The 23,609-nt window shown below is 70.2% G+C and carries 20 protein-coding genes; 18 read left to right on the top strand and 2 right to left on the bottom strand.

The annotated features are described in order from the left end of the window. Positions 1-66 precede the first annotated feature (66 nt). The 8 genes from ASD69_RS18330 to ASD69_RS18295 are packed head-to-tail and all read left to right on the top strand — an operon-like array spanning position 67 to position 7,410. Positions 67-1,050 carry an acyl-CoA desaturase gene (locus ASD69_RS18330; protein ID WP_056181782.1) on the top strand — a complete coding sequence of 328 codons (984 nt, stop codon included), beginning with the start codon at positions 67-69 and terminating at the stop codon, positions 1,048-1,050. Between the two features lie 3 nt (positions 1,051-1,053). Then, positions 1,054-2,361 (top strand): FAD-dependent oxidoreductase, encoded by a 1,308-nt coding sequence (locus ASD69_RS18325; protein ID WP_056181779.1) that lies wholly within the window; start codon positions 1,054-1,056, stop codon positions 2,359-2,361. After that, complete coding sequence (locus ASD69_RS18320; RefSeq protein ID WP_235567266.1) at positions 2,358-3,140, top strand: DUF1365 domain-containing protein; 783 nt, start codon at positions 2,358-2,360, stop codon at positions 3,138-3,140. Before ASD69_RS18325 ends, ASD69_RS18320 begins: the two co-directional genes overlap by 4 nt. Then, positions 3,137-4,414 (top strand): cyclopropane-fatty-acyl-phospholipid synthase family protein, encoded by a 1,278-nt coding sequence (locus ASD69_RS18315; protein WP_056181777.1) that lies wholly within the window; start codon positions 3,137-3,139, stop codon positions 4,412-4,414. The genes ASD69_RS18320 and ASD69_RS18315 overlap by 4 nt, the downstream gene beginning before the upstream one ends. Next, entirely contained in the window at positions 4,411-4,968 is a 558-nt protein-coding gene (locus ASD69_RS18310) for a DUF2878 domain-containing protein (RefSeq protein WP_056181775.1), read from the top strand. Before ASD69_RS18315 ends, ASD69_RS18310 begins: the two co-directional genes overlap by 4 nt. Then, complete coding sequence (locus tag ASD69_RS18305) at positions 4,965-5,768, top strand: DUF1295 domain-containing protein (protein ID WP_056181773.1); 804 nt, start codon at positions 4,965-4,967, stop codon at positions 5,766-5,768. Before ASD69_RS18310 ends, ASD69_RS18305 begins: the two co-directional genes overlap by 4 nt. Continuing rightward, positions 5,765-6,850, top strand: coding sequence for a cyclopropane-fatty-acyl-phospholipid synthase family protein (locus ASD69_RS18300; protein WP_056181769.1), 1,086 nt, complete (start codon positions 5,765-5,767; stop codon positions 6,848-6,850). Before ASD69_RS18305 ends, ASD69_RS18300 begins: the two co-directional genes overlap by 4 nt. Positions 6,851-6,870: 20 nt before the next feature. Further along, positions 6,871-7,410: a lipocalin family protein gene (locus tag ASD69_RS18295; RefSeq protein ID WP_056181766.1), complete on the top strand. Its 540-nt coding sequence runs from the start codon at positions 6,871-6,873 to the stop codon at positions 7,408-7,410. A gap of 285 nt (positions 7,411-7,695) precedes the next feature. Here the strand turns inward: ASD69_RS18295 and ASD69_RS18290 are convergent, their stop codons facing one another. Then, positions 7,696-9,087: a S8 family serine peptidase gene (locus ASD69_RS18290; RefSeq protein ID WP_056181971.1), complete on the bottom strand. Its 1,392-nt coding sequence runs from the start codon at positions 9,085-9,087 to the stop codon at positions 7,696-7,698. Positions 9,088-9,314: 227 nt separating this feature from the next. Here ASD69_RS18290 and ASD69_RS18285 point away from each other — a divergent pair, with 227 nt between their 5' ends. The 10 genes from ASD69_RS18285 to dxs all read left to right on the top strand — a co-directional run bounded on the left by ASD69_RS18285 (position 9,315) and on the right by dxs (position 22,733). Further along, positions 9,315-10,148: a DUF6689 family protein gene (locus ASD69_RS18285; RefSeq protein ID WP_056181762.1), complete on the top strand. Its 834-nt coding sequence runs from the start codon at positions 9,315-9,317 to the stop codon at positions 10,146-10,148. Positions 10,149-10,192: 44 nt separating this feature from the next. Further along, complete coding sequence (locus tag ASD69_RS18280) at positions 10,193-11,071, top strand: FHA domain-containing protein (protein WP_157489539.1); 879 nt, start codon at positions 10,193-10,195, stop codon at positions 11,069-11,071. Next, complete coding sequence (locus tag ASD69_RS18275; RefSeq protein ID WP_056181759.1) at positions 11,068-14,379, top strand: serine/threonine-protein kinase; 3,312 nt, start codon at positions 11,068-11,070, stop codon at positions 14,377-14,379. The genes ASD69_RS18280 and ASD69_RS18275 overlap by 4 nt, the downstream gene beginning before the upstream one ends. Before the next feature lie 9 nt (positions 14,380-14,388). Continuing rightward, a complete protein-coding gene (locus ASD69_RS18270; protein WP_056181757.1) occupies positions 14,389-15,105 on the top strand; it encodes a sensor histidine kinase in 717 nt (238 codons plus the stop codon). 46 nt (positions 15,106-15,151) lie between these two features. Continuing rightward, positions 15,152-15,802: a response regulator transcription factor gene (locus tag ASD69_RS18265; protein ID WP_056181754.1), complete on the top strand. Its 651-nt coding sequence runs from the start codon at positions 15,152-15,154 to the stop codon at positions 15,800-15,802. Between the two features lie 278 nt (positions 15,803-16,080). Beyond that, entirely contained in the window at positions 16,081-16,554 is a 474-nt protein-coding gene (locus tag ASD69_RS18260; RefSeq protein ID WP_056181964.1) for an LEA type 2 family protein, read from the top strand. 94 nt (positions 16,555-16,648) lie between these two features. Further along, positions 16,649-18,439, top strand: a complete 1,791-nt coding sequence (locus ASD69_RS18255) for an acyl-CoA dehydrogenase C-terminal domain-containing protein (protein ID WP_056181751.1) — start codon at positions 16,649-16,651, stop codon at positions 18,437-18,439. Positions 18,440-18,576: 137 nt separating this feature from the next. Beyond that, positions 18,577-19,257 carry an HNH endonuclease gene (locus tag ASD69_RS18250; RefSeq protein WP_235567265.1) on the top strand — a complete coding sequence of 227 codons (681 nt, stop codon included), beginning with the start codon at positions 18,577-18,579 and terminating at the stop codon, positions 19,255-19,257. A gap of 247 nt (positions 19,258-19,504) precedes the next feature. Next, positions 19,505-20,707, top strand: coding sequence for a hypothetical protein (locus tag ASD69_RS22525; RefSeq protein WP_200944032.1), 1,203 nt, complete (start codon positions 19,505-19,507; stop codon positions 20,705-20,707). Positions 20,708-20,825: 118 nt separating this feature from the next. Continuing rightward, on the top strand, positions 20,826-22,733 hold the full coding sequence (gene dxs / locus ASD69_RS18240) for a 1-deoxy-D-xylulose-5-phosphate synthase (protein WP_056181746.1): 1,908 nt from the start codon (positions 20,826-20,828) through the stop codon (positions 22,731-22,733). Between the two features lie 537 nt (positions 22,734-23,270). On the opposite strand, the gene ASD69_RS18235 is transcribed toward dxs, so the two are convergent. Then, a complete protein-coding gene (locus tag ASD69_RS18235) occupies positions 23,271-23,600 on the bottom strand; it encodes a DUF3325 domain-containing protein (protein WP_056181745.1) in 330 nt (109 codons plus the stop codon). Between the last annotated feature and the right edge of the window lie 9 nt (positions 23,601-23,609).

Raw genomic sequence — 23,609 nt, 5'->3', positions numbered from 1 at the left:
GCGGCGGTGCATCCGCCGCGGGCGCGGCCCCGTACCTCCTGATGACACGCTCATCGGGAGAGTTCCATGCCGCAGCCGCCGTCCACGTCTTCCACCGCCAGCGCCGTAGCGTCGGACACGCCCGCGCCCCGGCGTCGCTGGTCGGTGTTGTGGCGCTGGATCGATACCAGCGCGGGCGACGACGGCGACCCGCACAATCGCGAGGAGCGCATCGACTGGCTGCGCGCCTCGCCGTTTCTGGCCATGCATTTGGCCTGTGTGGCGGTGTTCTGGGTCGGCGTCTCGCCGATCGCGCTGGTCGTGGCGGCGGCGTTGTACGCCCTGCGCATGTTCGCCTTGACCGCGTTCTATCACCGCTACTTCTCGCACCGCACGTTCCGCACTTCGCGCGCGGTGCAATTTTTGTTCGCCCTGATCGGCGCTTCCTGCGTGCAACGCGGGCCGCTGTGGTGGGCCGCGCACCATCGCAACCACCATCGCCACACCGAGACCGCGCTGGATCCGCATTCGCCCCGCGTGCACGGTTTCCTGTGGAGCCACGTCGGCTGGTTCCTGACCCCGCACGCGTTCCGCACCGATCTGACGCGCGTACCCGACCTGGCGCGCTACCCGGAACTGCGCTGGCTGGACCGCTACGACACCGCGGTACCGGTGGCACTGGCGGCCGCGCTGTACGGCGTGGGCGCGCTGCTGCAGCGCTACGCGCCGGGCCTGGGCACCAGCGGCGGCCAGATGCTGGTCTGGGGCTTCCTCGTCTCGACCACGGTGCTGTTCCACTGCACAGTGACGATCAACTCGCTCGCCCATCGCTACGGCACGCGCCGCTTCGACACCGCCGACGACAGCCGCAACAACTTCTGGCTCGCGTTGATCACCTTCGGCGAGGGTTGGCACAACAACCACCATTTCTTTCCCGGCACGGTGCGCCAGGGCTTTCGCTGGTGGGAAATCGATCTGACCTGGTACGCCCTGCGCACGATGGCCGCGCTGGGCCTGGTGCGCGACCTCAAGCCGATTCCGGCCTGGGTCGCGGCCAAGGCGCGGGGCTGAGCCGTGCGCATCGCGGTGATCGGATCGGGCATCGCCGGCTTGGCTTCGGCCTGGCTGCTGTCGCGCCGGCATGACGTGACCCTGTTCGAGAGCAACGATTATCTCGGCGGGCATACCCATACCCACGACATCGAGCTGCACGGTCGCCGCTACGCGATCGACAGCGGCTTCATCGTCCACAACCCGCGCCACTATCCGCTGCTCACCCGGCTGTTCGGCGAACTCGGGGTGGCGACACAGGCGACCACGATGAGCTTCTCGGTGCGTAACGAAGCCAGCGGGCTGGAATACAACGCCTCGACCCTGGACGCGCTGTTCTGCCAGCGCCGCAACCTGGCATCGCCGCGCTTCCTGGGCATGGTCGCCGACCTGCTGCGCTTCTACCGGCAGGCGCCGGCGCTGCTGGACGGCGAAGGCGACGGACCGACGCTGGGCGAGTATCTGTCCGAGCACCGCTACGGCGCCGCCTTCCGCGACGAACATCTGGTGCCGATGGCATCGGCCTTGTGGTCGGCGCCGAGTTCGGCGGTGCTGGCGTTTCCCGCGCGCTATCTGGTTCGCTTCATGGCCAACCACCAGATGCTGCAAGTGGCGGGACGGCCGCAGTGGGCGGTGGTGCGCGGCGGCTCGGCGCGTTACGTCGATGCCATGCGCGCCGGCTGGCGCGTGCGCGAACGCCTGGGCTGCGCGGTACGCGCCCTGCGCCGCGATGCCGAAGCGGTCGAGATCGAGAGCATCCACGGCAGCGAGCGTTACGATCACGCCGTGCTGGCCTGCCACAGCGACCAGGCCTTGGCCCTGCTCGCCGACGCCGATCCGCGCGAGCGCGAGATCCTCGGCGCGATTCCCTACCAGGCCAACGAAGCCCTGCTGCACACCGATGCCGCGGTGCTGCCGCGCCATCGCAAAGCCTGGGCCGCATGGAACGCCTGCGTGCCGCGCGACCCCGGCGAGCCTTGCACCGTCAGCTACTGCATGAACCTGCTGCAGGGCATCGACTCGCCCGAGCCGTTCGTGGTCACCCTCAACCGCAGCGCCGCGATCGATCCCGCGCGCGTGCTGCGCCGGCTGCGGTACGCGCATCCGGTCTACAGCCACGCCTCGGTCGCCGCGCAGGCGCGCAAGGCCGAGATCCAGGGCCGCCGCCGCACCTGGTTCGCGGGCGCGTACTGGGGTTGGGGCTTTCATGAAGACGGCATGCGCAGCGCGGTCGAGGTTGCGCAGGCCTTGGATGCGCCCTGGGAAACCGCAGCGACGGAGGCAGTCAACAGCGCCGTCGATGCGCCGGTCATGGCGGAGCTGGCCGCGTGAACAGCGCCGACGCGCCCCTGCACAGCGCGGTTTACGAGGGCGTGGTGCGCCATCGCCGCTTTCGTCCGCATGCGCATCGCTTCGAATACCGCATCGCCCAGCTCTACCTGGACCTGTCCGAACTCGACCGCGTGTTCGCCGGCCGGCGGCTGTGGTCGGTGGGGCGGCGCAACCTGGCCGAGTTCCGCCGCAGCGACTACCTCGGGCCCGCCGCCCTGCCGCTGGACGAAGCCGTGCGCCGACGCGTCGAACAGGTCGGCGGCCGCCGCCCGCTGGGACCGATCCGCCTGCTCACCCACCTGCGCTACGCCGGTTACGTCTTCAACCCGGTCAGCTTCTACTACTGCCACGACGCCGACGGCGCGCTGGATTGCGTGCTGGCCGAGATCACCAACACGCCCTGGCGCGAGCGCCATGCCTATGTGCTGCCGGTGCGCGATGCGCAGCAGCGCGGACGCGCCCTGAGCTGGGCCTTCGACAAGCGCTTCCACGTCTCGCCCTTCATGCCGATGCAGCGCCGCTACGACTGGCGCTTCACCCCGCCCGCCAGCGATCTGCATGTACGCATGCAGGTGCGCGACGCGGCCGGCGTCGAGTTCGACGCCGGCCTGCATCTGCAGCGCCGCGCCCTGGACGCAGGCGCACTCGCGCGCGTGCTGTGGCGCTACCCGCTGATGACCGCCAGCGTGGTCGGCGCGATCCATTGGCAGGCGCTGCGGCTGTGGCTGAAGCGCAACCCCGTTTACGACCATCCCGATTTGCAGCGAGGACCGCCATGAACACCACCGCATCCGCACTCCAGCGCCCGGCCGCGGGCTACGGCGCCGGCACGCGCTTCCTGCGCAAGCGTTTGCTCGCCCAGATGCGCGGCCTGGAACACGGCCGACTGGTGCTGGAGGACGCGCTAGGTCGCGTCGAGTTCGGCCTGCCGGCGGCGCAGCGGCCGCAATTGCAGGTACACCTGAGCGTGCGCGATCCGCGCTTCTACCACGCGATCGCCAGCAATGGCAGCGTCGGCGCGGGCGAAGCCTATATGGAAGGCTATTGGGACTGCGACGATCCGGTCGCGCTGATCCGCTTGCTGGTGCGCAATCGCGAACGCCTGGACGGTATGGAGCGCGGCGGCGCGCGCCTGGGCGGGATGGCGATGCGCGCCTGGCATGCCCTGCGCCGCAACACCCGCGCCGGCAGCCGCCGCAACATCGCCGCTCACTACGACCTCGGCAACGAGTTCTTCGCCCTGTTCCTGTCGTCGGACCTGATGTACTCCTCGGCGGTGTGGGACGGCGACGACGACACCCTCGAAGTCGCATCGGCGCGCAAGCTGGACCTGATCTGCAGCAAGCTCGAACTGGGTCCGGGCGACCGCGTGATCGAGATCGGCAGCGGCTGGGGCGGTTTCGCCGTGCATGCGGCGCGCCACTACGGTTGCCACGTCACCACCACCACGATCTCGGGCGAGCAATACGCATTGGCTCAGACGCGCGTGGCCGAGGCCGGCCTGGGCGATCGCGTCGAAGTGCTGCGCCAGGACTATCGCGACCTGCGCGGGCAATACGACAAGCTGGTCTCGATCGAGATGGTCGAGGCGATCGGCGCGGCCTACCTGGACAGCTACTTCGCCCAGATCGGCCGGCTGCTGCGTCCGGGCGGGCGCGCGCTGGTCCAGGCGATCACGATCGAGGACCACCGCTATGCGCAGGCCCTGGGCTCGGTCGACTTCATCAAGCGCCACGTCTTCCCCGGCAGCTTCATCCCGTCGATCGCCGCCCTGCTCGCGGCCAAGGCGCGCAGCAGCGATCTGGCCCTGATCCGTCTGGACGATTACGGCCACTCCTACGCGCGCACCCTGCAGGCCTGGCGCCAGCGCTTCCTCGCCCAGCTCGCGCAAGTGCGCGCGCAAGGCTACGACGAGCGTTTCATCCGCATGTGGGAGTACTACCTGGTCTATTGCGAAGGCGGCTTCCGCGAAGCCTCGATCGGCGTCGCCCAGATGCTGTTCGCCCGCCCGGGGCCGGGCCAGGACGACCGCCATGCGGAGACGCCGGCGTGAGTTTCTGGAGCAACCTGATCGGTTACCAACTGGTCTGGTTCGCCGCCGTGATCGGCGCCGGTCGCGGCACGCCGTGGCCAGGCACGATCGCCGCGGCGCTGTTCGTCGCCTGGCAGCTGTCGATGCCGGGGCGCGCGCGCGAGTGGCGGCTGGTCGTCGCGGCGGTGGTCGCGGGCGTGTTGGTCGATGGCGGACTGGCCGGCTCGGGTCTGGCGGTCTACGCGGCCGCGCGGCCGGCGCTACCGGCCGGCGGCGCCCCGCTGTGGATCCTGGCGCTGTGGTCGGCGTTCGCGCTGACCCTGACCCAGTCGCTGTCGGCCCTGCGTACGCGGGCGTGGCTGGCGCCGCTGCTGGGCGCGATCGGCGCGCCGCTGGCCTACCTGGGCGCGGCGCGCGGCTGGCAGGCGATGACCTTCGCCCCGCCGGTCTGGCCCGGCGTGCTCGCCCTGGCCATCGGCTGGGCCGTGGCGCTGACGCTGTTGGCGCGCTGGGCGCGACGAATCGAACGCAGCCACGGCGCGGTCACCGCGCCGGTGCTAAGGAGGGATCGATGAATCCATGGTGGCCGCTGGCGATGGTATGGCTGGGCGCCGCGCTGGCGATGAGCGCGGGTTGGCGCTGGCAGCGCCGGCGCGAGAACGCCGGCATCGTCGATGCGATCTGGGCCGCCGGCGTGGGCGGCGGCGCCGTGCTGCTGGCCGCCCTTGGCGATGGCGCCGCGCTGCCGCGCGTATTGCTCGCCGTGCTGGGTGGGGTCTGGGGACTGCGTCTGGCCTGGCACCTGTGGCAGCGCGTGCGCGGCGAAGACGAGGACGGCCGTTACCGGCATTTGCGCGCGCATTGGCAGGGCCATCAGGGCAAGTTCTGGCTGTTCTTCCAGTTCCAGGCCGCATTGGTGGTGCTGTTCGCGCTGCCGTTCGCGGCGGTGGCGCGCAACCCGGTGACCGAACCCACGCCGTGGTCTGCGTTGGGCGTGGCGATCTGGCTGCTGAGCGTGGCCGGCGAAACCCTCGCCGACCGTCAACTCGCGCGCTTTCGCGCCGATCCCGGCAACCGCGGCCGCACCTGCCGTGCCGGCTTATGGCGCTACTCGCGTCATCCCAACTACTTCTTCGAATGGACCCACTGGTTCGCCTACGTGGCTCTGGCCGTGGGCTCGCCCTGGGCCTGGCTGGCCTGGAGCGGGCCGGTGGTGATGTACGTGTTCCTGCGCTGGATCAGCGGCGTGCCGTACACCGAAGCGCAGGCGCTGCGCACGCGCGGCGACGACTACCGCGCCTATCAACGCAGCACGCCGATGCTGATTCCCTGGTTTCCGCGCAAAGACGACAACGACAAGAGGACCGCCCCATGAACCGCAGCGCCGTCGCCGACGAACTCGAACACGATCTGCCCGCCGCGGGCGCGCTGGGCTGGGCCGAACGCGGTTGGGTGCCCGACGCGCTGCTGCGCGCCGGCATCCGTCGCTTGTGCGCGCAGCGCCTGCGCGAGGAGCGCGGCGGCGGCCTGGAGCAGCGCGCGCAGCGCTACCAGCAGCGCATCGACCAGCTGCGACGCAGCCCGGTGGCCATCCATACCGACGCCGCCAACGCCCAGCATTACGAACTGCCGCCGGCATTCTTCCAGCTCTGCCTGGGGCGCCGCCTGAAGTACTCGGGCTGCTACTACGAACGCGGCGACGAGAGCCTGGACCAGGCCGAGGACGCGATGCTGGCCCTGTACGGCGAACGCGCCGAGCTGCGCGACGGCCAGCGCATCCTCGAGCTGGGCTGCGGTTGGGGCTCGTTGACGCTGTGGATGGCCGAACGCTATCCGAACGCGCGCATCACCGCGGTGTCCAACTCGCAGGCGCAGCGCGCGCATATCGAAGCGCAGTGCCGGCAACGCGGCCTGTTCAATGTCGAAGTGCTGACCCAGGACGTCAATCGGTTGGAGCTGCCCGAAGGCCGCTACGACCGCTGCGTGTCGGTGGAGATGTTCGAGCACATGCGCAACTACGAGCTGCTGATGCGGCGCATATCGCGCTGGCTGGCGCCCGGCGGCAAGCTGTTCGTGCACATCTTCGCCCACCACGAACTGCTGTATCCGTTCGAGACCCAGGGCGAGGACAACTGGATGGGCCGGCATTTCTTCACCGGCGGCTTGATGCCGGCCGCGGATACTTTGCTGTGGTTCCAGAACGAACTGCGCATCGAGCAGCGCTGGCAGGTCGATGGCCGCCACTACCAGCGCACCGCCAACCATTGGCTGCGCAACCAGGACCTGCGCCGCGACGAGGTCATGGCGACGCTGCGCGAGGCCTACGGCGCCCAGGCCGGGCTGTGGTTCCAGCGTTGGCGCATGTTCTGGATGGCCTGCGCGGAAATGTTCGGTTACGCCGACGGCCAGGAATGGCTGGTGGCGCACTACCGATTCGTACGCGAACCCTCCACTTGAACGCCACGAGGCATGCATACATGGCCGCACATCGAATAGCGCTGATCCTCGCCAGTCTGATCGCGGGTTGCTCGGGCAACGTACGCCCGATCACGCCGGTGGCCGAGGTCGACCTGGATCGCTTCATGGGCGACTGGTACGTGATCGCCCACATCCCCTCGCGCCCCGAGCGCGAGGCCTACAACGCGATCGAGAACTACCGGCGCGCGGACGACGGCAAGATCCTGACCCGTTTCCGCTACCGCGACGGCGGCTACGACCGCCCGGTCGAAACCATGCATCCGGTCGGCACGGTCAAGGCCGGCACCGGCAACGCGATCTGGGGCATGCAGTTCATCTGGCCGATCCAGGCCGAGTACGTGGTGGTTTACCTGAGCCCGGACTACTCCCAGACCATCATCGGCCGCAGCAAGCGCGACTACGCCTGGATCATGGCGCGCACCCCCAGCATCTCCGAGCCGGACTACCAGCGCCATCTGGCGCGTCTGCGCGAGCTGGGCTACCGCCTGGACGATCTGCGCAAGGTGCCGCAGACCTGGCCGGAACCCGCTACGCCCTGACCCCGGACCGGCGGACAAAAAAGGGCCCGGCGTAGGCCGGGCCCAGTCTCGCCGGATCGGCGAGGGGGATGCGATGAGGTTCACGTCTGCTCTAGAGGCGCCAACGCGGCGGGCGCCCGCGGGCGGCCATGCCGCGCGGGGCGGCGCGCGGCAAGGCGAACCCGGGCAAAAAAATGGGCATCCGCTACGACCCGGATGCCCCCGATTAAATCGGCGGAGAGTGCGAGTGGGAGAGAAACGCTCGCAGGCGTTCCCAGGCCGTCCCTGGCCGGGAAAGCCGGGGGATCAGTAGCCTTGCGCGACCTGCGCGGCCTCGTAGGCGTCGACATGGCCGCTGCCGACCTCGAACGGCAGCCGGCCGGGCATGGGATTGGCGGTGGCGGTGAGGATCTGCTTGACCTCGGCCGGGTTCAGCGACGGATTGGCCTCCAGCAGCAGGGCGACGATGCCGGCCACGTGCGGGGTCGCCATCGAGGTGCCGCTCATGTGGGTATACGACAGCGCCTTGGCGCCCAGCGAGAGATCCTGCTGCGCGGCCAGCAAGGGCAGCACCCCGGTCAGCGCGCGCGTCGAGACGATGTCCACGCCGGTGGCGACGATGCTGGGCTGGTTGGTGTAGGTCCAGCTGACGCCGTCGGGCATGGTGAAGCTGGCGCTTTCGCCCGGATTGCCGCGCGAGGAGAAGTCGGCCAGGGTGCCGTCCTTGTTGCCGGCGCCGACCGAGATCACCCACGGCGCCTGCGCGTAGGGGTTGTGGGTGTTGGCGCCCGGGCCGTCGTTGCCGGCCGCGAACACGCTGACGATGCCGCGCTTGTAGGCCTCGTAGCTGGCCACGTTGACCGGATCGGTGGGATCGAACGCGCCCGAGCTGCCCCAGGAATTGGAAATCACCCGGATCGGCGAGGCGAAGCTGTTCTGCTTGCTGATCGCGTAGTCGTAGCCGCCGACCGCGTCCAGGATCGAGATCACCGCGCCGGAGCCGTAGCCGATCAGATCGGCGCCGGTGGCGACGCCGCGATACAGGCCGGCCGACTGCGCGCCGCTGCCGCCGACGGTGCCTGCGCAGTGGGTGCCGTGGCCGGAGCCCAGGTCGGTGTTGAGCTGGTTCTCCAGCACCACCACCGGCAGGAAATCCAGCCGCGAATGCAGGTTGGTCAGGGCCTGCACGTTCTGGACCACGCGCACGCCGTACTTGAGATCGGCGTGGGTGGCGTCGATGCCGGAGTCGTTGATCATCACCGTCACCCCGCGCCCGGTGTAGGGCGTGGTGCGGCCGAAATCGCCGGGATTGGCCTGGACCCGATTGACCCCGGACAGTTCGCGCGCTTCCTGGTTGTAGTACTCCAGATTGCGGTTGAGGTGGATCGCGCGCACGTCGCTGCGCTGGGCCAGGGCGCGGACCTGCGCCGGCGTGGCCAGGGCGCCGGCGACCGGCAGGTTGCGCATGCTGATGCCCTGGCCTATGCCGAGCGCGCGCAGCGCCTGCAGTTGGGTGCTGCGCACCGGTCCCGCCTGGTCGTAGGACACCACGACCTCGAGCTTGTCGAGCGCGGAGGCGGTGCCCAGCACGCGGTTCAGGGCCGCGTCGATATGGGCGCCGGCCAGGGCCATGCCGCTGGCCATCATGCCTACGGCCAGTGCGGACAGCTTGAGGAAGTTGCGGCGGTTGCGATGCATGCGGCGGATCTCCATGAATTCGGCGGGTCGGCGCCGGAGTTCGGGCCGGCATCGGCACCATGGCGGGCCGGCCCAGAAGCGGGCCATCCGGATGAACGCCCAAAGGTCATGGGGGAAAATCCCTAGAGACGCGAGGGGTCCACGCGGAGTACGCTCGGCGCATGCCGTTGCTCTGTCTGCGCCCACGGCGGACGCCGACCTGGGCCACGGTCCACGGGGGGTGTGACATGGCGAAGTGGGCGTGGAGCGCGCTGCTGGCGGCAGTGCTGTGGAGCGGACTAGGGCCGGCGAGCGCGCAATCGCTACCGGTCAACGTCACCATCTCGGGAAACGAGGCCAGCGCCTACGTCGGCCTGCCCGGTCTGACCATCCTGGACTTGAGCCTGGAGTTCGAGAACGCCCAAGGCCTGAGCGCGAACAGCCTCGGCATCGGCGCCAAGGTAGTCAGCCCGCTCAGCCCGCTGCTGCAGGGGCGGCTGCCCAATCTCAACCTGACCTCGCTGACCGCGGCCCTGCCGGTGCTGATCACCGTCGAGCCGCCGGCCAACGGCGGCCTGCGCTTCCAGGGCACCGGCCGCTTCGAGCTGCACACCCACGTCCTGCCCTACGCGCTGGGCAGTTCGCTGCGCCTGTTCAAGGCGCCGCTGGGCGGGCCGTTCCAGGACATCACCGACGAGATCGCCCAGGGCAGCGTGCGTGCGCGCGGCACTTACGGCGGCTTTTCGCAGTTCCTGATCCTGATCGACCTGCGCCCGACCGGCATGGTCATCGACGAGAAGATCCTGCGCCTGCGCAACCGCGTCGCGCTGCTACCGGTGGCGCTGCGGCCGGCCTACACCACGTTGCTGGACGACGCCGAAGACGCGCTGGACGACGACGACTACCCGGCCGCGATCGCCGCGGTCGACGGCATCCGCAGCCTGGCCCAGTCACAGGCCGGCACCACCCTGTCCAACGAATGGCGCGCCGACCACAGCACGACCAACCACGCCGGCGAGCTGATCGCGGGTGCGGCGACCCTGCGCTTCAGCGTGATCTACCAGCGCGACTACGGACAGTGATGCGCATTCGCAATAGGGTCGCCGGCCGCGCTTAAGATGCGCCCATGCCGGCGCGCCTGATCGCTTACCCGCCCGAAACCGCAGCGATCACCCGTTGGATCGCCGCGGGCGGGCGTCTGCGCATCGGCCGCGCCGCCGATTGCGATCTGGTGCTGGAACATCCCTCGGTCTCGCGCGCCCATGCCGAGCTCAGCCACGACGGCCAGCGCTGGCAGCTGCGCGACTTGGGCAGCAAGAACGGCAGCTACGTCGACGGCATCGCGGTCGAGGACTCGGCGGCGCTGGCGGTACCGTCCTGGCTGCGCTTCGGCGACGTGCATTGCGACTTCGCCGAGTTCAACGAAGCCCAAAGCAACGGCCTGCGCCTGCGCCAGCAGCAGCGCCGCGATTTCTCGCTCGCGCTCACGCGCCGGGTCGAAGCCGAATCCGATCATGCCCGCCTGCCCGAGGAAGTGCTGCGCGGCGTGGTCGAACTGGCCGACTGCAGCCGCGGCTTCCTGCTGCTGGCCAGCGGCGGCGACTACGCGGTACGCGCCAGCGTGGAACTGGACCCGGCCGCGCTGCGCGCGCGGGTGTTCTCCGGCAGCCTGGGCGCGGTCGAACGCGCGCTGGCCCAACGCCTGCCGGTGGTGGTCAACGAGGTCGCGCGCAGCGACTGGGCCGCCGAACGCGCCTCGATCGTCGACAGCGGCCTGAAAAGCCTGGTCTGCCTGCCCTTGCTGGACGGGCCGCGCACCCTGGGCGCGATCTACGCCGATCGCCGCACCCCCGGCGAGCCGATCACCCAGTTCGACCTGGAACTGCTCAGCGCCTTCGCCGAGAGCGCGGCCCTGTGGCTGCTCGCGCGCAGCGCCGTGGAGGCATTGGACGATGCCCCGCGTTGGAGCACGATAGTGGCGGGCCCGCACGGCAACACACCATGACCGATTCCTCCGCGCCGACCGCTACCGGGCTATACGCGCAGCAGCGGCTGACGCCCGGCACGGTGCTGGCCGGCCGCTTCCGAATCGAGGCGGTGCTCGGCGTCGGTGGCATGGGCGTGGTTTATCGCGCCACCGATCTCACCTTGGACGTGGCGGTCGCGATCAAGCTGCTGCGTCCGGAACTGGCCACGCGCGCCGATGCCTTCGAGCGGTTCCGCCAGGAACTGCTGATGGCGCGCCAGGTCTCCAGCCCGCGCGTGGTGCGCATCCACGACCTCGCCCAGCACGACGGCCAATGGCTGATCGGCATGGACTACATCGACGGCGAGGCGCTGGACCGCAAGCTGGACCGCGAAGGCCCGCTGCCGATCGAAGACACGATCCGGATCGCGCGCCAAGTCGCCGAAGGCCTGAGCGCTGCGCATGCGCGCGGCGTGATCCATCGCGACCTCAAACCCGCCAACGTGCTGGTGGACCGCGCCGGCGACGCCTGCATCACCGACTTCGGCGTCGCCCGCTCGCTGGCCAGCACCGGCCTGACCCAGTCCGGCGCGGTGGTCGGCACGCCCGACTACCTGTCGCCGGAACAGGCGCGCGGCGAGACCGTGGACGCGCGCAGCGATCTCTACGCGCTGGGCCTGATCCTCTACGAAATGCTCGCCGGCGCCCAGCCGTTCGCCGGCGGCACCGTGCACGAGGTGCTCGCCCAGCGCATGCTGCGCGCGCCCGCGCCGGTGACCCGGCAACGGCCGCAGACGCCGCCGTGGTTGGCGCGCCTGGTCGATCGCCTGCTGCGCCCGCAACCGGCGCACCGCCTGCGCAGCGCCGACGAGGTGGTGCGCGTGCTCGATCAGCGCAAGCTCGCACGCGACTACCGGCCCAGTCGCCGGCTGTGGCTGGCTGCCGCCGCGCTCGCACTGGCCGCGGTCGGCGGGATCGGATGGTGGCGCGCGCAAACTCCGCCGGTGCCCGAAGGGGTGGCCGCGGTCGCGCCGCTGCACCGCCTGCTGGTGCTGCCCTTGGATGCGCCCGACCAGGCCGCGCTCGCGCCCGCGCGTCGCGCCGCCCTGGCCGCGCAATTGCGCAGCGCCTTGTCCGGCGTGCCCGGCTTGGCCGTGGTCGACGAAGACCGCACCCAGCAAGCCCTGCGCCAACTCGATCCCACCGGCAGCGCCCGCCTCGATCCGGCCGCGCTGCGCCGCACCGTCGGCGCCGACCGCGTGCTGCGGGTGACCCTGCGCGCCGATGCGAAGGGCTGGCGGGCCGAAGCCGAACTGTCGGACGAACGCGGCGTCGCCCATCGCAGCGCCGGCCGCGGCGCCGATCCGCAGGCCGCGTTCGCGGCCCTGCCGGCGGACCCGGGCTTCCGCGCCGACCTGGGCCTGCGCGCCGCGCTCGCGCTGAACCTGCCGTCCGCGGCCGCGCTGGATGCCTACGGCGAAGGCCTGCGCGCGCGCCAGGACAGCGCGCCGGTGGAAGCGCTGGCGGCGTTCCGCAAATCCGCAGATAGCGCGCCCGGATTCGCGTCGGCCTGGTGGGGCGCGGCCGAATCGGCGCAGGCGATCGGCGACCTCGACGCCGCCTACGAGGCGATCGAGCGCGGCCAACGCGTCGCGGCCGACGCGCCGCAGGCGCTGCGCCGGCGCTTCGCCGCCGAACGCGCCCTGCTCGACGGCGATACCGAAAGCGCGATACGCGAGTGGCGCGCGCAGCTGCAGTCCACACCCGACGACACCCGCGCCGAGCTCGAACTCGGGCGCGCCCTGGGCGCCGGCGGCGACCTCGCCGGCGCGGTCGCGCAATTGCAGGCGCTGACCGCGCGCGATGCCAACGATCCGCGCGCCTGGTACGAGTTGGGCAAATTCTCGATCCTGCACGGTCAAGCGCGGCGCGCGGTCGACGATTACCTGGTGCGCGCGCTGGTGCTCTACAAGCGCAGCGGCAATCGCTACGGCGAAGCCGAAACCGTCAACGCGCTCGGCATCGGCTACAGCCGCCTGGGCCAGAACGACCACGCCCAGGAGCAATACCGCAAGGCGGTCGAACTGCGCGGCGCGGTCGGCAACCGGCGCGGCCTGGCCACCAGCCTGCGCAACCTCGGCAACGTGCTGTCGCTGTCGGGCCGTTACGACGAAGCCGCGGCCAGTCTGGAGCAGGCGCGCAAACTGCACCTGGCCCTGGACGACCGCCACGGCCTGGCCGCGGTCGACAACGAACTCGGCCTGCTCGCCGAGGAACGCGGCGACTACCCGGCCGCGTTGGCCGCGTTCCGGCTCGCCCTGCAAGGCTGGCAGCAGACCGGCGACGCCCAGGGCACCGCTCAGGCGCTCAACGATATCGGCTTCGCCCACTACCAACTCGGCGCCTACGACGACGCCCAGGCCTATCTCTCGCAATCGGCCGGCGCCTACGAAAAACTCGGCGACCAGACCGGGCGCATCCGCACCTTGCAGAACCTCGGCCTGCTCGCGATCGCGCGCGGCCAATGGAGCGCCGCGCGCGAACAACTCGAGCGCGCGCTGACCGATGCCGAGCGCGAGCAGATGATCGAGGAAGCCGCGGTGAGCCGCCGCAACCTGGCCGAACTGGCGCTGATGCAGGGCCACTACGACGAAGCGCTGAGCCAGGCCGGCAAGGCCGAAGCGCTGTTCCGTCAGCGCCAGGATCCGCGCGGCATCGCCGACGCCGGCTTGTTGCGCGCGCAAACCTTGATCGCCACCGGCGCCGATGCCGACGCGCTGCGGGCCCTGGACGCGATCGCCGCATCGGTGGCACAGGCGCCGGCCGAGCAGCGCGGCATCGACGGCCTGCTGCGCGCCGAACTCGCGCGCCAGGGCGGCGACGCCAAGGCGGCCGCGCAGCACCTGGCCCAGGCGCGCCGCTACGCGGACGCATCCGGTGTGCGCCTGCTGCGTCTGCAGGTCGGTCTGGAAGCGGTGAAGGCCGGCGCCAACGCCTCCGCGCTCGGCATCGAAGTCGCGGCGCTGGGCCACGTCGCGCTGCGCCTGGATTGGTCCGAAGTCGCGATCGCCCAGGCCCTGGCCGCGCGCGATCCGGACGGCGCGACCAAGCGCTACCGCGAAGTGCTGCCGCTGCTACGGCGCGGCGACTACGCCGGCGCCTTCCGTCTGCACGAACTGGGCGCGCAAGCCCTGAGCCAGGCCGGCGACGCCGGCGCCGCCGCGAACGCACGCGACGACGCGGTGGCCGCGCTGCGGCGCGTGCGCGAACGCATGCCCGCCAACCTGCTCGGCGGCTTCGAAGCCGCGCCGCAGATCGCCCGGCTGGATCCGGCGCGCAAACCCTGAGCCGCGGCCATGGACGAGCTCTCCAGCTTGCGTCAGCAATACCGTGAACTGCTGGAACGGCTGGAACGCAACGAGCGCGAATTCCGCCGCCTCGGGCGTGCGGTGTGGCGCGTGCAGGAGGACGAGCGTCGCCGCCTGGCGCGCGAACTGCACGACGGCATCGGCCAGAACCTGACCGTGCTCAAGCACCGCCTGGGTCAACTCGACGATGCCCTGCCCGCCGACCGCGTCGACGCGCGCGCCGCACTGGCCACCGCGCTGGCGCTGTGCGGCGACACCTTGCAGGACACGCGCGAACTCTCGCGCCTGTTGCGCCCGCCCATCCTCGACGATCTGGGCCTGGAAGCCGCGCTGCGCTGGCTGGTGCGCAGCCAGGCCGAAGCCAGTGGCGCGCGCATCGACCTCGATGTGGATTCGCTACCCACTCTGGATGGCGAATTGCAGACTCTGTTGTTCCGCGTCGCCCAGGAAGCGCTCAACAACGCCGCCAAACATTCCGGCGCGGCGCATATTCACGTGCAGCTGACCACGCGCGACGGAGGATTGCAGTTGCGCGTGCACGACGACGGCCGCGGCTGCGAACCCGAACAAGCGCTGCAAGCGGGCGGCAGCGGTCTAAGCGGCATGCGCGAGCGATTGCGTCTGTACGGCGGCGTGCTGCAATTGCGCGGCGCGCCCGGCGAGGGCTTGCGCCTGAGCGCGCGCGTGCCCCTGTCGCCTCCCTGAACACCGGCGCTTGACGAGCGCCGGACACACGAGCAGCGTAAGCGCCATGGGGACCAAGACCGTGCGGGTACTGATCGCAGACGACCACACCATGGTCCGGGAGAGTTTGGTCGGCCTGTTGCAGGCCGAAGGCGACGTCCAGGTCGTGGCCCAGGCCGCCGATGGCCTGGAAACGCTGGAGAAGGCGGTCGCGACCCGGCCCGACGTGGTCATCACCGATATTTCCATGCCGCGTTTGAACGGCATCGAAGTCGTGCGCCGCTTGTGCGAGGCCCTGCCCGACACCCGCGTGCTGGTACTGACCATGCACCAGGAAAACGAGTACGTGCTGCAGGCGGTGCGGGTCGGCGCCTCCGGCTACATGGTCAAGGACAGCGCGGCCTCCGAGTTGTTGGCCGCGGTACGCGGCGTGCACGCCGGCCACGGCTACTTCGGCCCGCAGGCGGCGCGCGCGCTGGCCGAGCAACTGCAGCACCCCGAACGCGACCTCGGCGACCCCTACGGCCGCCTGACCGCGCGCGAGCGCGAGGTCTTCCACCTGATCGCCGAGGGCCACACCACCAAGGAAATCGCGCGCGAACTGACGATCAGCGTCAAGACCGCCGAGAACCACCGCGCGCGCGTGCTGGCCAAGCTGGACGTGCGCAACACCGCCGAGCTGGTGCGGTATGCGCTGCGCAAGGGCTTGGTGGACTGAGGGGCGGTAAAGCAAATCCCCCCTAGCCCCCCTTTTTCAAAGGGGGGAACCGCATCGAGTCCTAGGGCTCAACCACGGGGACACAGAGGCGCATGGGAGTGCGGAGGCGATCGAATCCGCGCGCCTCCTCCCTCTCAAACGCGCTTTGTTCCCCCCTTTGGAAAAGGGGGGCCAGGGGGGATTTGCTCTTGCCTTCCCAGCCCCCGCAAAGCCCACCCTACGCCGTAGTATCCTCAGCTCCCCATTACGGCTTACGGCGGAGCGGCAGCATGAAGGCGATGCGTTGGACTCGTGGTTTAGCCCTGGCGGGCTGCGTATTGCTGCTGGCCGCCTGCGTCGGCGGGCCGGTGCGCCGCGTGTCCGAGCCCTCCGCGCGCATCCAGCAGCTGACCGTGCGCGCCGACGGCAGCTGGTCGGCCGAGCTGCGGATCGAAAACTTCAGCAGCATCCCCATGCGCTTCGACCGCTTCGATCTGGTCCTGAGCCTGGGCAGCGACGAGGCCGGCCGCCTGCAGGGCACCCCGGCGGTGTCGATCGGCCCCGAGTCGGCCGACGTGATCGCGGTGAACCTGCGCCCCAGCGGCGCGGCCAAGCTCGCCGTCGCCGATGCGCTGGTCAGCGGCCGGAGCCTGTCCTACACGCTCAAGGGCAGCATCGACGCCACGCCCGACGAAAAGAAGCAACGCAACTTCGCGATCGATCGCAGCAGCGCGCTGAGTCCGGCGCCCGGCCTGCCCGGTGTGCTGCGCTAACGGCCGAGATTAGGGATTCGGGATTAGAGATTCGCAACCCTGTCCCGCCCCTTCGCCTTCGCTTTTACCAATCCCCAATCACGAATCCCTGCCCATGAGCACCTACAAAGCCCCCCTAGCCGATATGCGTTTCGCCCTGTTCGACGTGCTCGGCGCCGAAGCCGCTTTCCAACGCCTGGGCTTCGCCGAGGCCACGCGCGATGTGCTCGACGCGGTGCTGGACGAAGGCGCGCGCTTCACCGAGACCGTGCTGGCGCCGCTCAACCGCGTCGGCGACGAGATCGGCTGCAGCTACGACAAGGCCAGCGGCGCGGTGACCACGCCGCCGGGCTTCAAGCAGGCCTATGCGCAGTACGTCGAAGGCGGCTGGGCCGGGCTGGTCTCGCCCAGCGAGTTCGGCGGCCAGGGCCTGCCGCACGCGGCCGGCGTGCCGCTGAAGGAAATGATCGACGCCGCCAACCTGGCCTGGGGCAACTTCCCCCTGCTCTCGCACGGCGCCACCGAAGCCCTGCTGCACCACGGCGAAGCCTGGCAGCAGGAGGTCTTCCTCAAGCCGCTGATCGAGGGCCGCTGGACCGGCACCATGTGCCTCACCGAACCGCATTGCGGCACCGACCTGGGCCTGCTCAAGACCCGCGCCGAACCGCAGGACGACGGCAGCTATTCGATCACCGGCACCAAGATCTTCATCACCGCCGGCGAGCACGACTTCACCGACAACATCGTCCACCTGGTGCTGGCGCGCCTGCCGGACGCGCCGGCCGGCAGCAAGGGCATTTCGCTGTTCGTGGTGCCGAAGGTGAAGGTCGGCCGCGACGGCGCGATCGGCGCCGACAACGCGGTGCGCTGCGGCGCGCTCGAACACAAGATGGGCATCCACGGCTCGGCCACCTGCGTGATGAATTTCGATGGCGCGCAGGGCTATCTGATCGGCCAGCCGCACAAGGGCCTGATGGCGATGTTCACCATGATGAACACCGCCCGCCTCGCGGTCGGCCTGCAGGGCCTGGGCCTGTCCGACCGCGCCCTGCAGAACGCGCTGACCTACTCGCGCGAGCGCCTGCAGATGCGCGCGCTGTCGGGCGCGAAGTTCCCCGACAAGCCGGCCGATCCCATCATCGTCCACCCCGACGTGCGGCGCATGCTGCTGACCTGCAAGGCGCTGGTCGAAGGCGGCCGCGTGATGGGCTATCACGGCGCCCTGCTGGTCGACGTCGCGCATAACGCGCCGGACGCCGCCGAACGCGAACGCGCCGACGCGCTGGTCGGCTTCATGACCCCGATCGTCAAGGCCTGCCTCACCGAATGGGGCGTGGAATGCACCTACCACGCGCTGCAGTGCTACGGCGGCCACGGCTACATCGCCGAACACGGCATGGAGCAGCTCGCGCGCGACGCCCGCATCACCACTTTGTACGAAGGCACCACCGGCATCCAGGCCCTGGACCTGCTCGGCCGCAAGGTCATGCAGCTGCAGGGCGCCGGCCTGCGCGTGATGCTGGAGGAGATCGAGACCTTCTGCGCCGCCAACGCCGACAACGCCGCGGTCGCCGAGTTCATCGCCCCGCTGCGCGAGCAAGCCGCGCAATGGCAGCAGCTGACCCTGCGGATCGGCCAGCGCGCGGTCGCCGACGCCGACGAGGTGGGCGCGGCCGCCTACGACTACCTGATGTACTCGGGCTACGTCGCGCTGGCGTATTGGTGGGCGCGCAGCGTCGCCGCCAGCGAGGCCTCGTCGCAGTCGGAACGCTTCAAGGCCGGCAAGCGCGAGACCGCGCGCTTCTACTTCGCGCGTCTGTTGCCGCGCACGCGCGCGCATGCCGAAGCGATCGCCGCGCCGCTGTCGACCCTGACCGCGCTGGACGCCGACGCCTTCGACGTCTGATCCGACGCCAGCACCCGCGCGGCCACGGACGGCCGCGCCGCGGGCGCGGCCGTCCGCCGCCCGCATCGGCTACCCAAATCGTCATCAAACGGGTATAAGCTGATATCCCGATGGAGACCGATAGAGCGAGCCTACGCTTGGTCCGAACCGGAACCCACGCAGAGCGACTGCTGCGTGAGCCGGAAATCCTCGGCGTCTCCGGACTGGACCTCGCCCAGCGCTACGCGCACCCCCGCCCGCCCGTCGACCGCCTCAACGCGGTGCGCTTGCTGTCGCTCGATGCGCACGGCCGCGTGCTCGACTGGATGAACTGGCAGGAAGCGACCTGTTTGTACGTGCGCGGCGCAGTGGCCTGGACCCTCGGCGATCCCTGCCTGCGCGTGCACGGCGGCACCAGCCGCCTCAGCGGCGAACAAAGCCTGATCGAACTGCACCCGATCGTGGCCGCGCGCGGCCATGCGCGCGCGCATGCGCTGGCCCCGACCCCGGCCCTGACCAACGCCGCGCTGTTCGCGCGCGACGACTACCTGTGCCTGTACTGCGGTCGCGACTTCAACCGCCCGCATCTGACCCGCGATCATGTGATCCCGGTGTCCAAGGGCGGTCGCGATATCTGGGAGAACGTGGTCGCGGCCTGCTTCCACTGCAATTCGCGCAAGGGCAACCGCACCCCGCAGCAGGCCGGCATGCCGCTGCTGGCGGTGCCGTACCGGCCCAGCTGGGTCGAACATCTGATCCTGTCCAACCGCAACATCCTCGCCGACCAGATGGCATTCCTGCGCAATCAGCTGCCCAAGAACGCTCGTCTTAGCGGTTGACGCCTGCTCACGCCGGTCGCGGCGGCTTGTGAATCGCACATCGCGCGCGCTTGCGCACGATCCGGCCATGGGCCCGAAACCGCCGTTTCGCCGGGACTTTGCGCATCAAGCCGTGACGCCGGTCGCGATCTGCCGGCCACCTGAGCGCGCGCCTGCCGAAGAACGCTGATTTGCGACGCGTTGCGCGCGTTGACGACGTGATTGCGGTCCGCAACACTCGTCCACCACCGCAACGATGGACGCAACGATGGCCCTGACCCTCGGTCTGACCGGAATGGACCCGGCGACGGAGACCGCACTGCAGGCGGCCTTCAAGGATGCCAACTCCCGCCTCGGCGGACGCTGGCAGCTGCTGCCCGAGAGCCAGGCCGACTACGTCGTCGTGGACATGGACAGCATGTACGGCCCGATGAGCTGGCTGCGCCTGCATGCCGCGGGCAAGAGCGTGATCGCGCTGACCAATGCCCAGCGCACCCAGGCCGATTACCGCCTCGGTCAGCCCTTCGACGCCAACGGTATCGGCGATTTGTTACGCGAGATCGCGACCCAGGCCGGCCAGCCGTTGGAGGCCGCGCCGGCCCCGCCGACGATGGCGAGCGCGCCCAATCCGACGCCCGCGGCGCCGAGCCCGGCCCCAGCCGCGCCCAAACCCGCGCCCGCGCCGGCCGAACCTGTGCCGACCCTGGACCGCGCGGTCGAGATTCCGCTGGGCGTGGCGCCCACGCCCACGCCAGCGCCGGCGCCTGCTCCGGCAGCCCCTGCTCCGGCAGCGCCGGCTCCCGCACCGGTCGCCGCCGCACCGGCGCCCGCTCCGGCCCCGCCTGTACCTGCGCCCGCACCTGCACCCGCACCCGCTCCAGCCTCACCTGCGCCCGCCCCCGCTCTTGCCGTCGCCGCCGGCGAATCCCTGCTGGTCTGGCTGACCTCCGGCCGCCTGCGCGGCCACCTGCGCCTGCGCGGCGACGAACCGTTGCTGATCGACGCCGATCAACGCCAGTACCACGGCCCCTCGGCGCTCAAGCCGCTGTCGGCCTATTTCGAGAAGAGCCTGTCGGCGGCCGACTTCATCGCCGTCGACGACAAGACCTGGGCCATGACCGTGGCACCGCTGGGCGAGCCCATGCCGCTCGCGCGCCTGGTCTGGTTCGGCAGCCTGCTCGCCGGCCACGGCGCCCTGGCGCCCGGTTACGACCCGCAGCGCCGCTATCAGATGGTCAAGTGGCCGCAGACCGAACGCGAGTTCCCCAAGCACTTCCGCATCGCCACGGTGATGATGAAGGGCCCGGCGACCCTGGCCGAGATCACCGAGGCCAGCGGCGTACCGGCCGCGGACGTCGCCGACTTCGTCAACGCCAACCTCGCTACCGGCTTCGCCGAGCCCGAGGCCGAGCCCGATCCGGTCGAACCGGCCAAGGCCGGCGGCCTGTTCGGACGCCTGCGCGGGCGCTGACCGCGCGCGTTCCGGGCGCGGTTCCGGCCGCCGCGCCTGAACCCGCCACGCATCCGCTTCTTGCCCGCCTCACACAGGGGCGGGACAATGACCGACTGAACGCCAGAACCCGTCGGTAATGATCGATCCGCAGCGCTACCCGCGTCTTTCCCGCATCCAAGTTCCCGCCGACCTGCGCCAGTTCGGCGAAGACGAACTGCCGGCGATCGCCGAGGAATTGCGCGCCTACCTGATCGAGCAGGTCGCCCTGGTCGGCGGCCACTTCGGCGCGGGCTTGGGCGTGATCGAACTGACCGTGGCCCTGCACTGGCTGTTCGAGACGCCGGTGGACCGCCTGGTCTGGGACGTCGGCCACCAGTGCTATCCGCATAAGATCCTCACCGGCCGCCGCGACGAGATCCACACCGTCAAGCAGAAGGACGGCGTGGCGCCGTTCCCGAAGCGCGAGGAGTCGCAGTACGACACCTTCGGCGTCGGCCACAGCTCGACCTCGATCTCGGCCGCGCTGGGCATGGCCATCGCGCTGCAGCGCGCCGGCGACGATCGCAAGGTCGTGGCGGTGATCGGCGACGGCGCGATGACCGCCGGCATGGCCTTCGAAGCCCTGGCCCACGCCGGCGGCATGACCGATCCGGAACCGAACCTGCTGGTGATCCTCAACGACAACCAGATGTCGATTTCGGAGAACGTCGGCGGCGTCACCAAGATGCTCGGCCGCCTCACCGGCAGCCGCACCCTCAACGCGCTGCGCGAAAGCGGCAAGAAGCTGCTGGGCGACAAGCGCAAGCCGGCGGCCAAGTTCGTGCGCCGCTGGGAAGAACACTGGAAGGGCATGTTCGTGCCCTCGACCTTTTTCGAGGAGGTCGGCTTCCACTACACCGGCCCGATCGACGGCCACGACCTGCCGGCATTGCTGGGCGCGATGAAGACGCTCAAGACCCTCAAGGGTCCGCAGCTGCTGCACATCATCACCACCAAGGGCAAAGGCTACGAACTGGCCGAGGGCGATCAGATCGGCTACCACGCGGTCGGCCCCTTCGATCCCGAGAAGGGCCTGGTCAGCAAGCCCGGCGCCAAGAAGCCGACCTACACCGACGTGTTCGGCGAGTGGCTGTGCGACATGGCCGCGGCCGACGACAAGCTGCTCGGCATCACCCCCGCGATGCGCGAAGGCTCCGGCCTGGTGCGCTTCAGCAAGGAATACCCGGCGCGCTACTTCGACGTCGCCATCGCCGAGCAGCACGCGGTCACCCTGGCCGCCGGCATGGCCTGCGAAGGCGCCAAGCCGGTGGTCGCGATTTATTCGACCTTCCTGCAGCGCGGTTACGACCAGTTGGTGCACGACGTCGCGATCCAGAACCTGGACGTGCTGTTCGCGATCGACCGCGGCGGCGTGGTCGGCCCGGACGGCGCCACCCACGCCGGCAACCTCGACCTGTCCTACCTGCGCTGCGTGCCCAACATGCTGGTGATGGCGCCGGCCGACGAGGACGAGTGCCGCAAGATGCTCAGCACCGGTCACCGCTACGAAGGCCCGGCCGCGGTGCGCTACCCGCGCGGCACCGGCCCCGGCGTGCCGGTGCAGCCCAACCTCGATACCTTGCCGATCGGCAAGGCCGAACTGCGCCGCAGCGGCAGCCGCATCGCCCTGCTCGCGTTCGGCGCGATCGTGCCGGCCGCCGAACAAGTCGCCAACGAGCTCGGCCTGACCCTGGTCAACATGCGCTTCGTGAAACCGCTGGATCGCACCTTGATCCTGGAGTTGGCCAAGAGCCACCGCGGCTTCGTCACGCTCGAAGACAACGTGGTCGCTGGCGGCGCCGGCAGCGGCGTGGCCGAACTGCTGGCCGCCGAAGGCATCGCCCTGCCCCTCCTGCACCTGGGCCTGCCCGACGAATTCCAGCACCACGCCAGCCGCGAACAACTGCTGGCCGAAGCCGGCCTCGACGCCGCCGGCATCCGCCGCGCCGTGCTCGCGCGCTGGCCCGAACTGCAGGAAGCGCCGCCGCGCAGCGCGGCGCTTTGAGGCACACGCGCAAGTTCCGTCGCCGTAGGATGCGGTGAGCGCAGCGAACCGCATCCCGCGCTCGGAGCTGCGCATGGCGCGGTTAGCTGCGCTAACCACACCCTACTCGATAGCTGACGTCGCCTCTCTCGCACGCGAATTTACGACCAGCTCCCTGTAGGAGCGACGCAAGTCGCGACCACGCCGCCGAGCTGCGCGGATCTGATGGAGTTCAATCGCGGCTCACGCCGCTCCCACAGGGTGCCAGGCAGTGACGCGGGTCGACGACGCGAACGTAGGATGCGGTGAGCGCAGCGAACCGCATCGCGCGCTTGGCCGGAGTTGCACATGGTGCGGTTCGCTGCGCTCACCACACCCTACGAAATGACCTAAGTCGCGACCTCGGTCGCCGAGCCGCGCGGATCTGATGGAGTTCAATCGCGGCTTACGCCGCTCCCACAGAGAGCCAAGCGCCGATACGGGGCCAGCGATACGCACCCTAGGATGCGGTGAGCGCAGCGAACCGCATCATCGACGCACGCTGACGCCGCACGCGCCTCAGCCCGACAGCAGCGCCGTCGCCACGCCGCTCAGCAACACCGCCACGGCCAGCTTCGCGCTCGCCTTCGGCCACAGGGTCAGGCTCAAGGACCAGGCCAGCGCCGACAGCATCAGCACCGCCGCCCAGAAGATCGGACCGAACTCCCAGCCCTTCCAGGCCGCGAAACCGGCGAAGGCCGCCGCGTGCAACGCCCAGCCCAGGCCGCGCCAGACGCGTGCGCGGCGCGCGTCGTAGCGCCCCGCGCACGCCTGCGCGTAATGCTTCTCCATGCCCAGGCTGAGCAGGCACCAGGCCAGCAACGACACCGCGAATCCCAACCACAGCATCGCAGCTCC

Source organism: Lysobacter sp. Root604 (assembly GCF_001427505.1).
In the GTDB taxonomy this organism is placed as follows: domain Bacteria; phylum Pseudomonadota; class Gammaproteobacteria; order Xanthomonadales; family Xanthomonadaceae; genus Lysobacter.
Note: the sequence above shows the minus strand (reverse complement) of the source record. Positions and strands in the feature narration are given on the sequence as shown.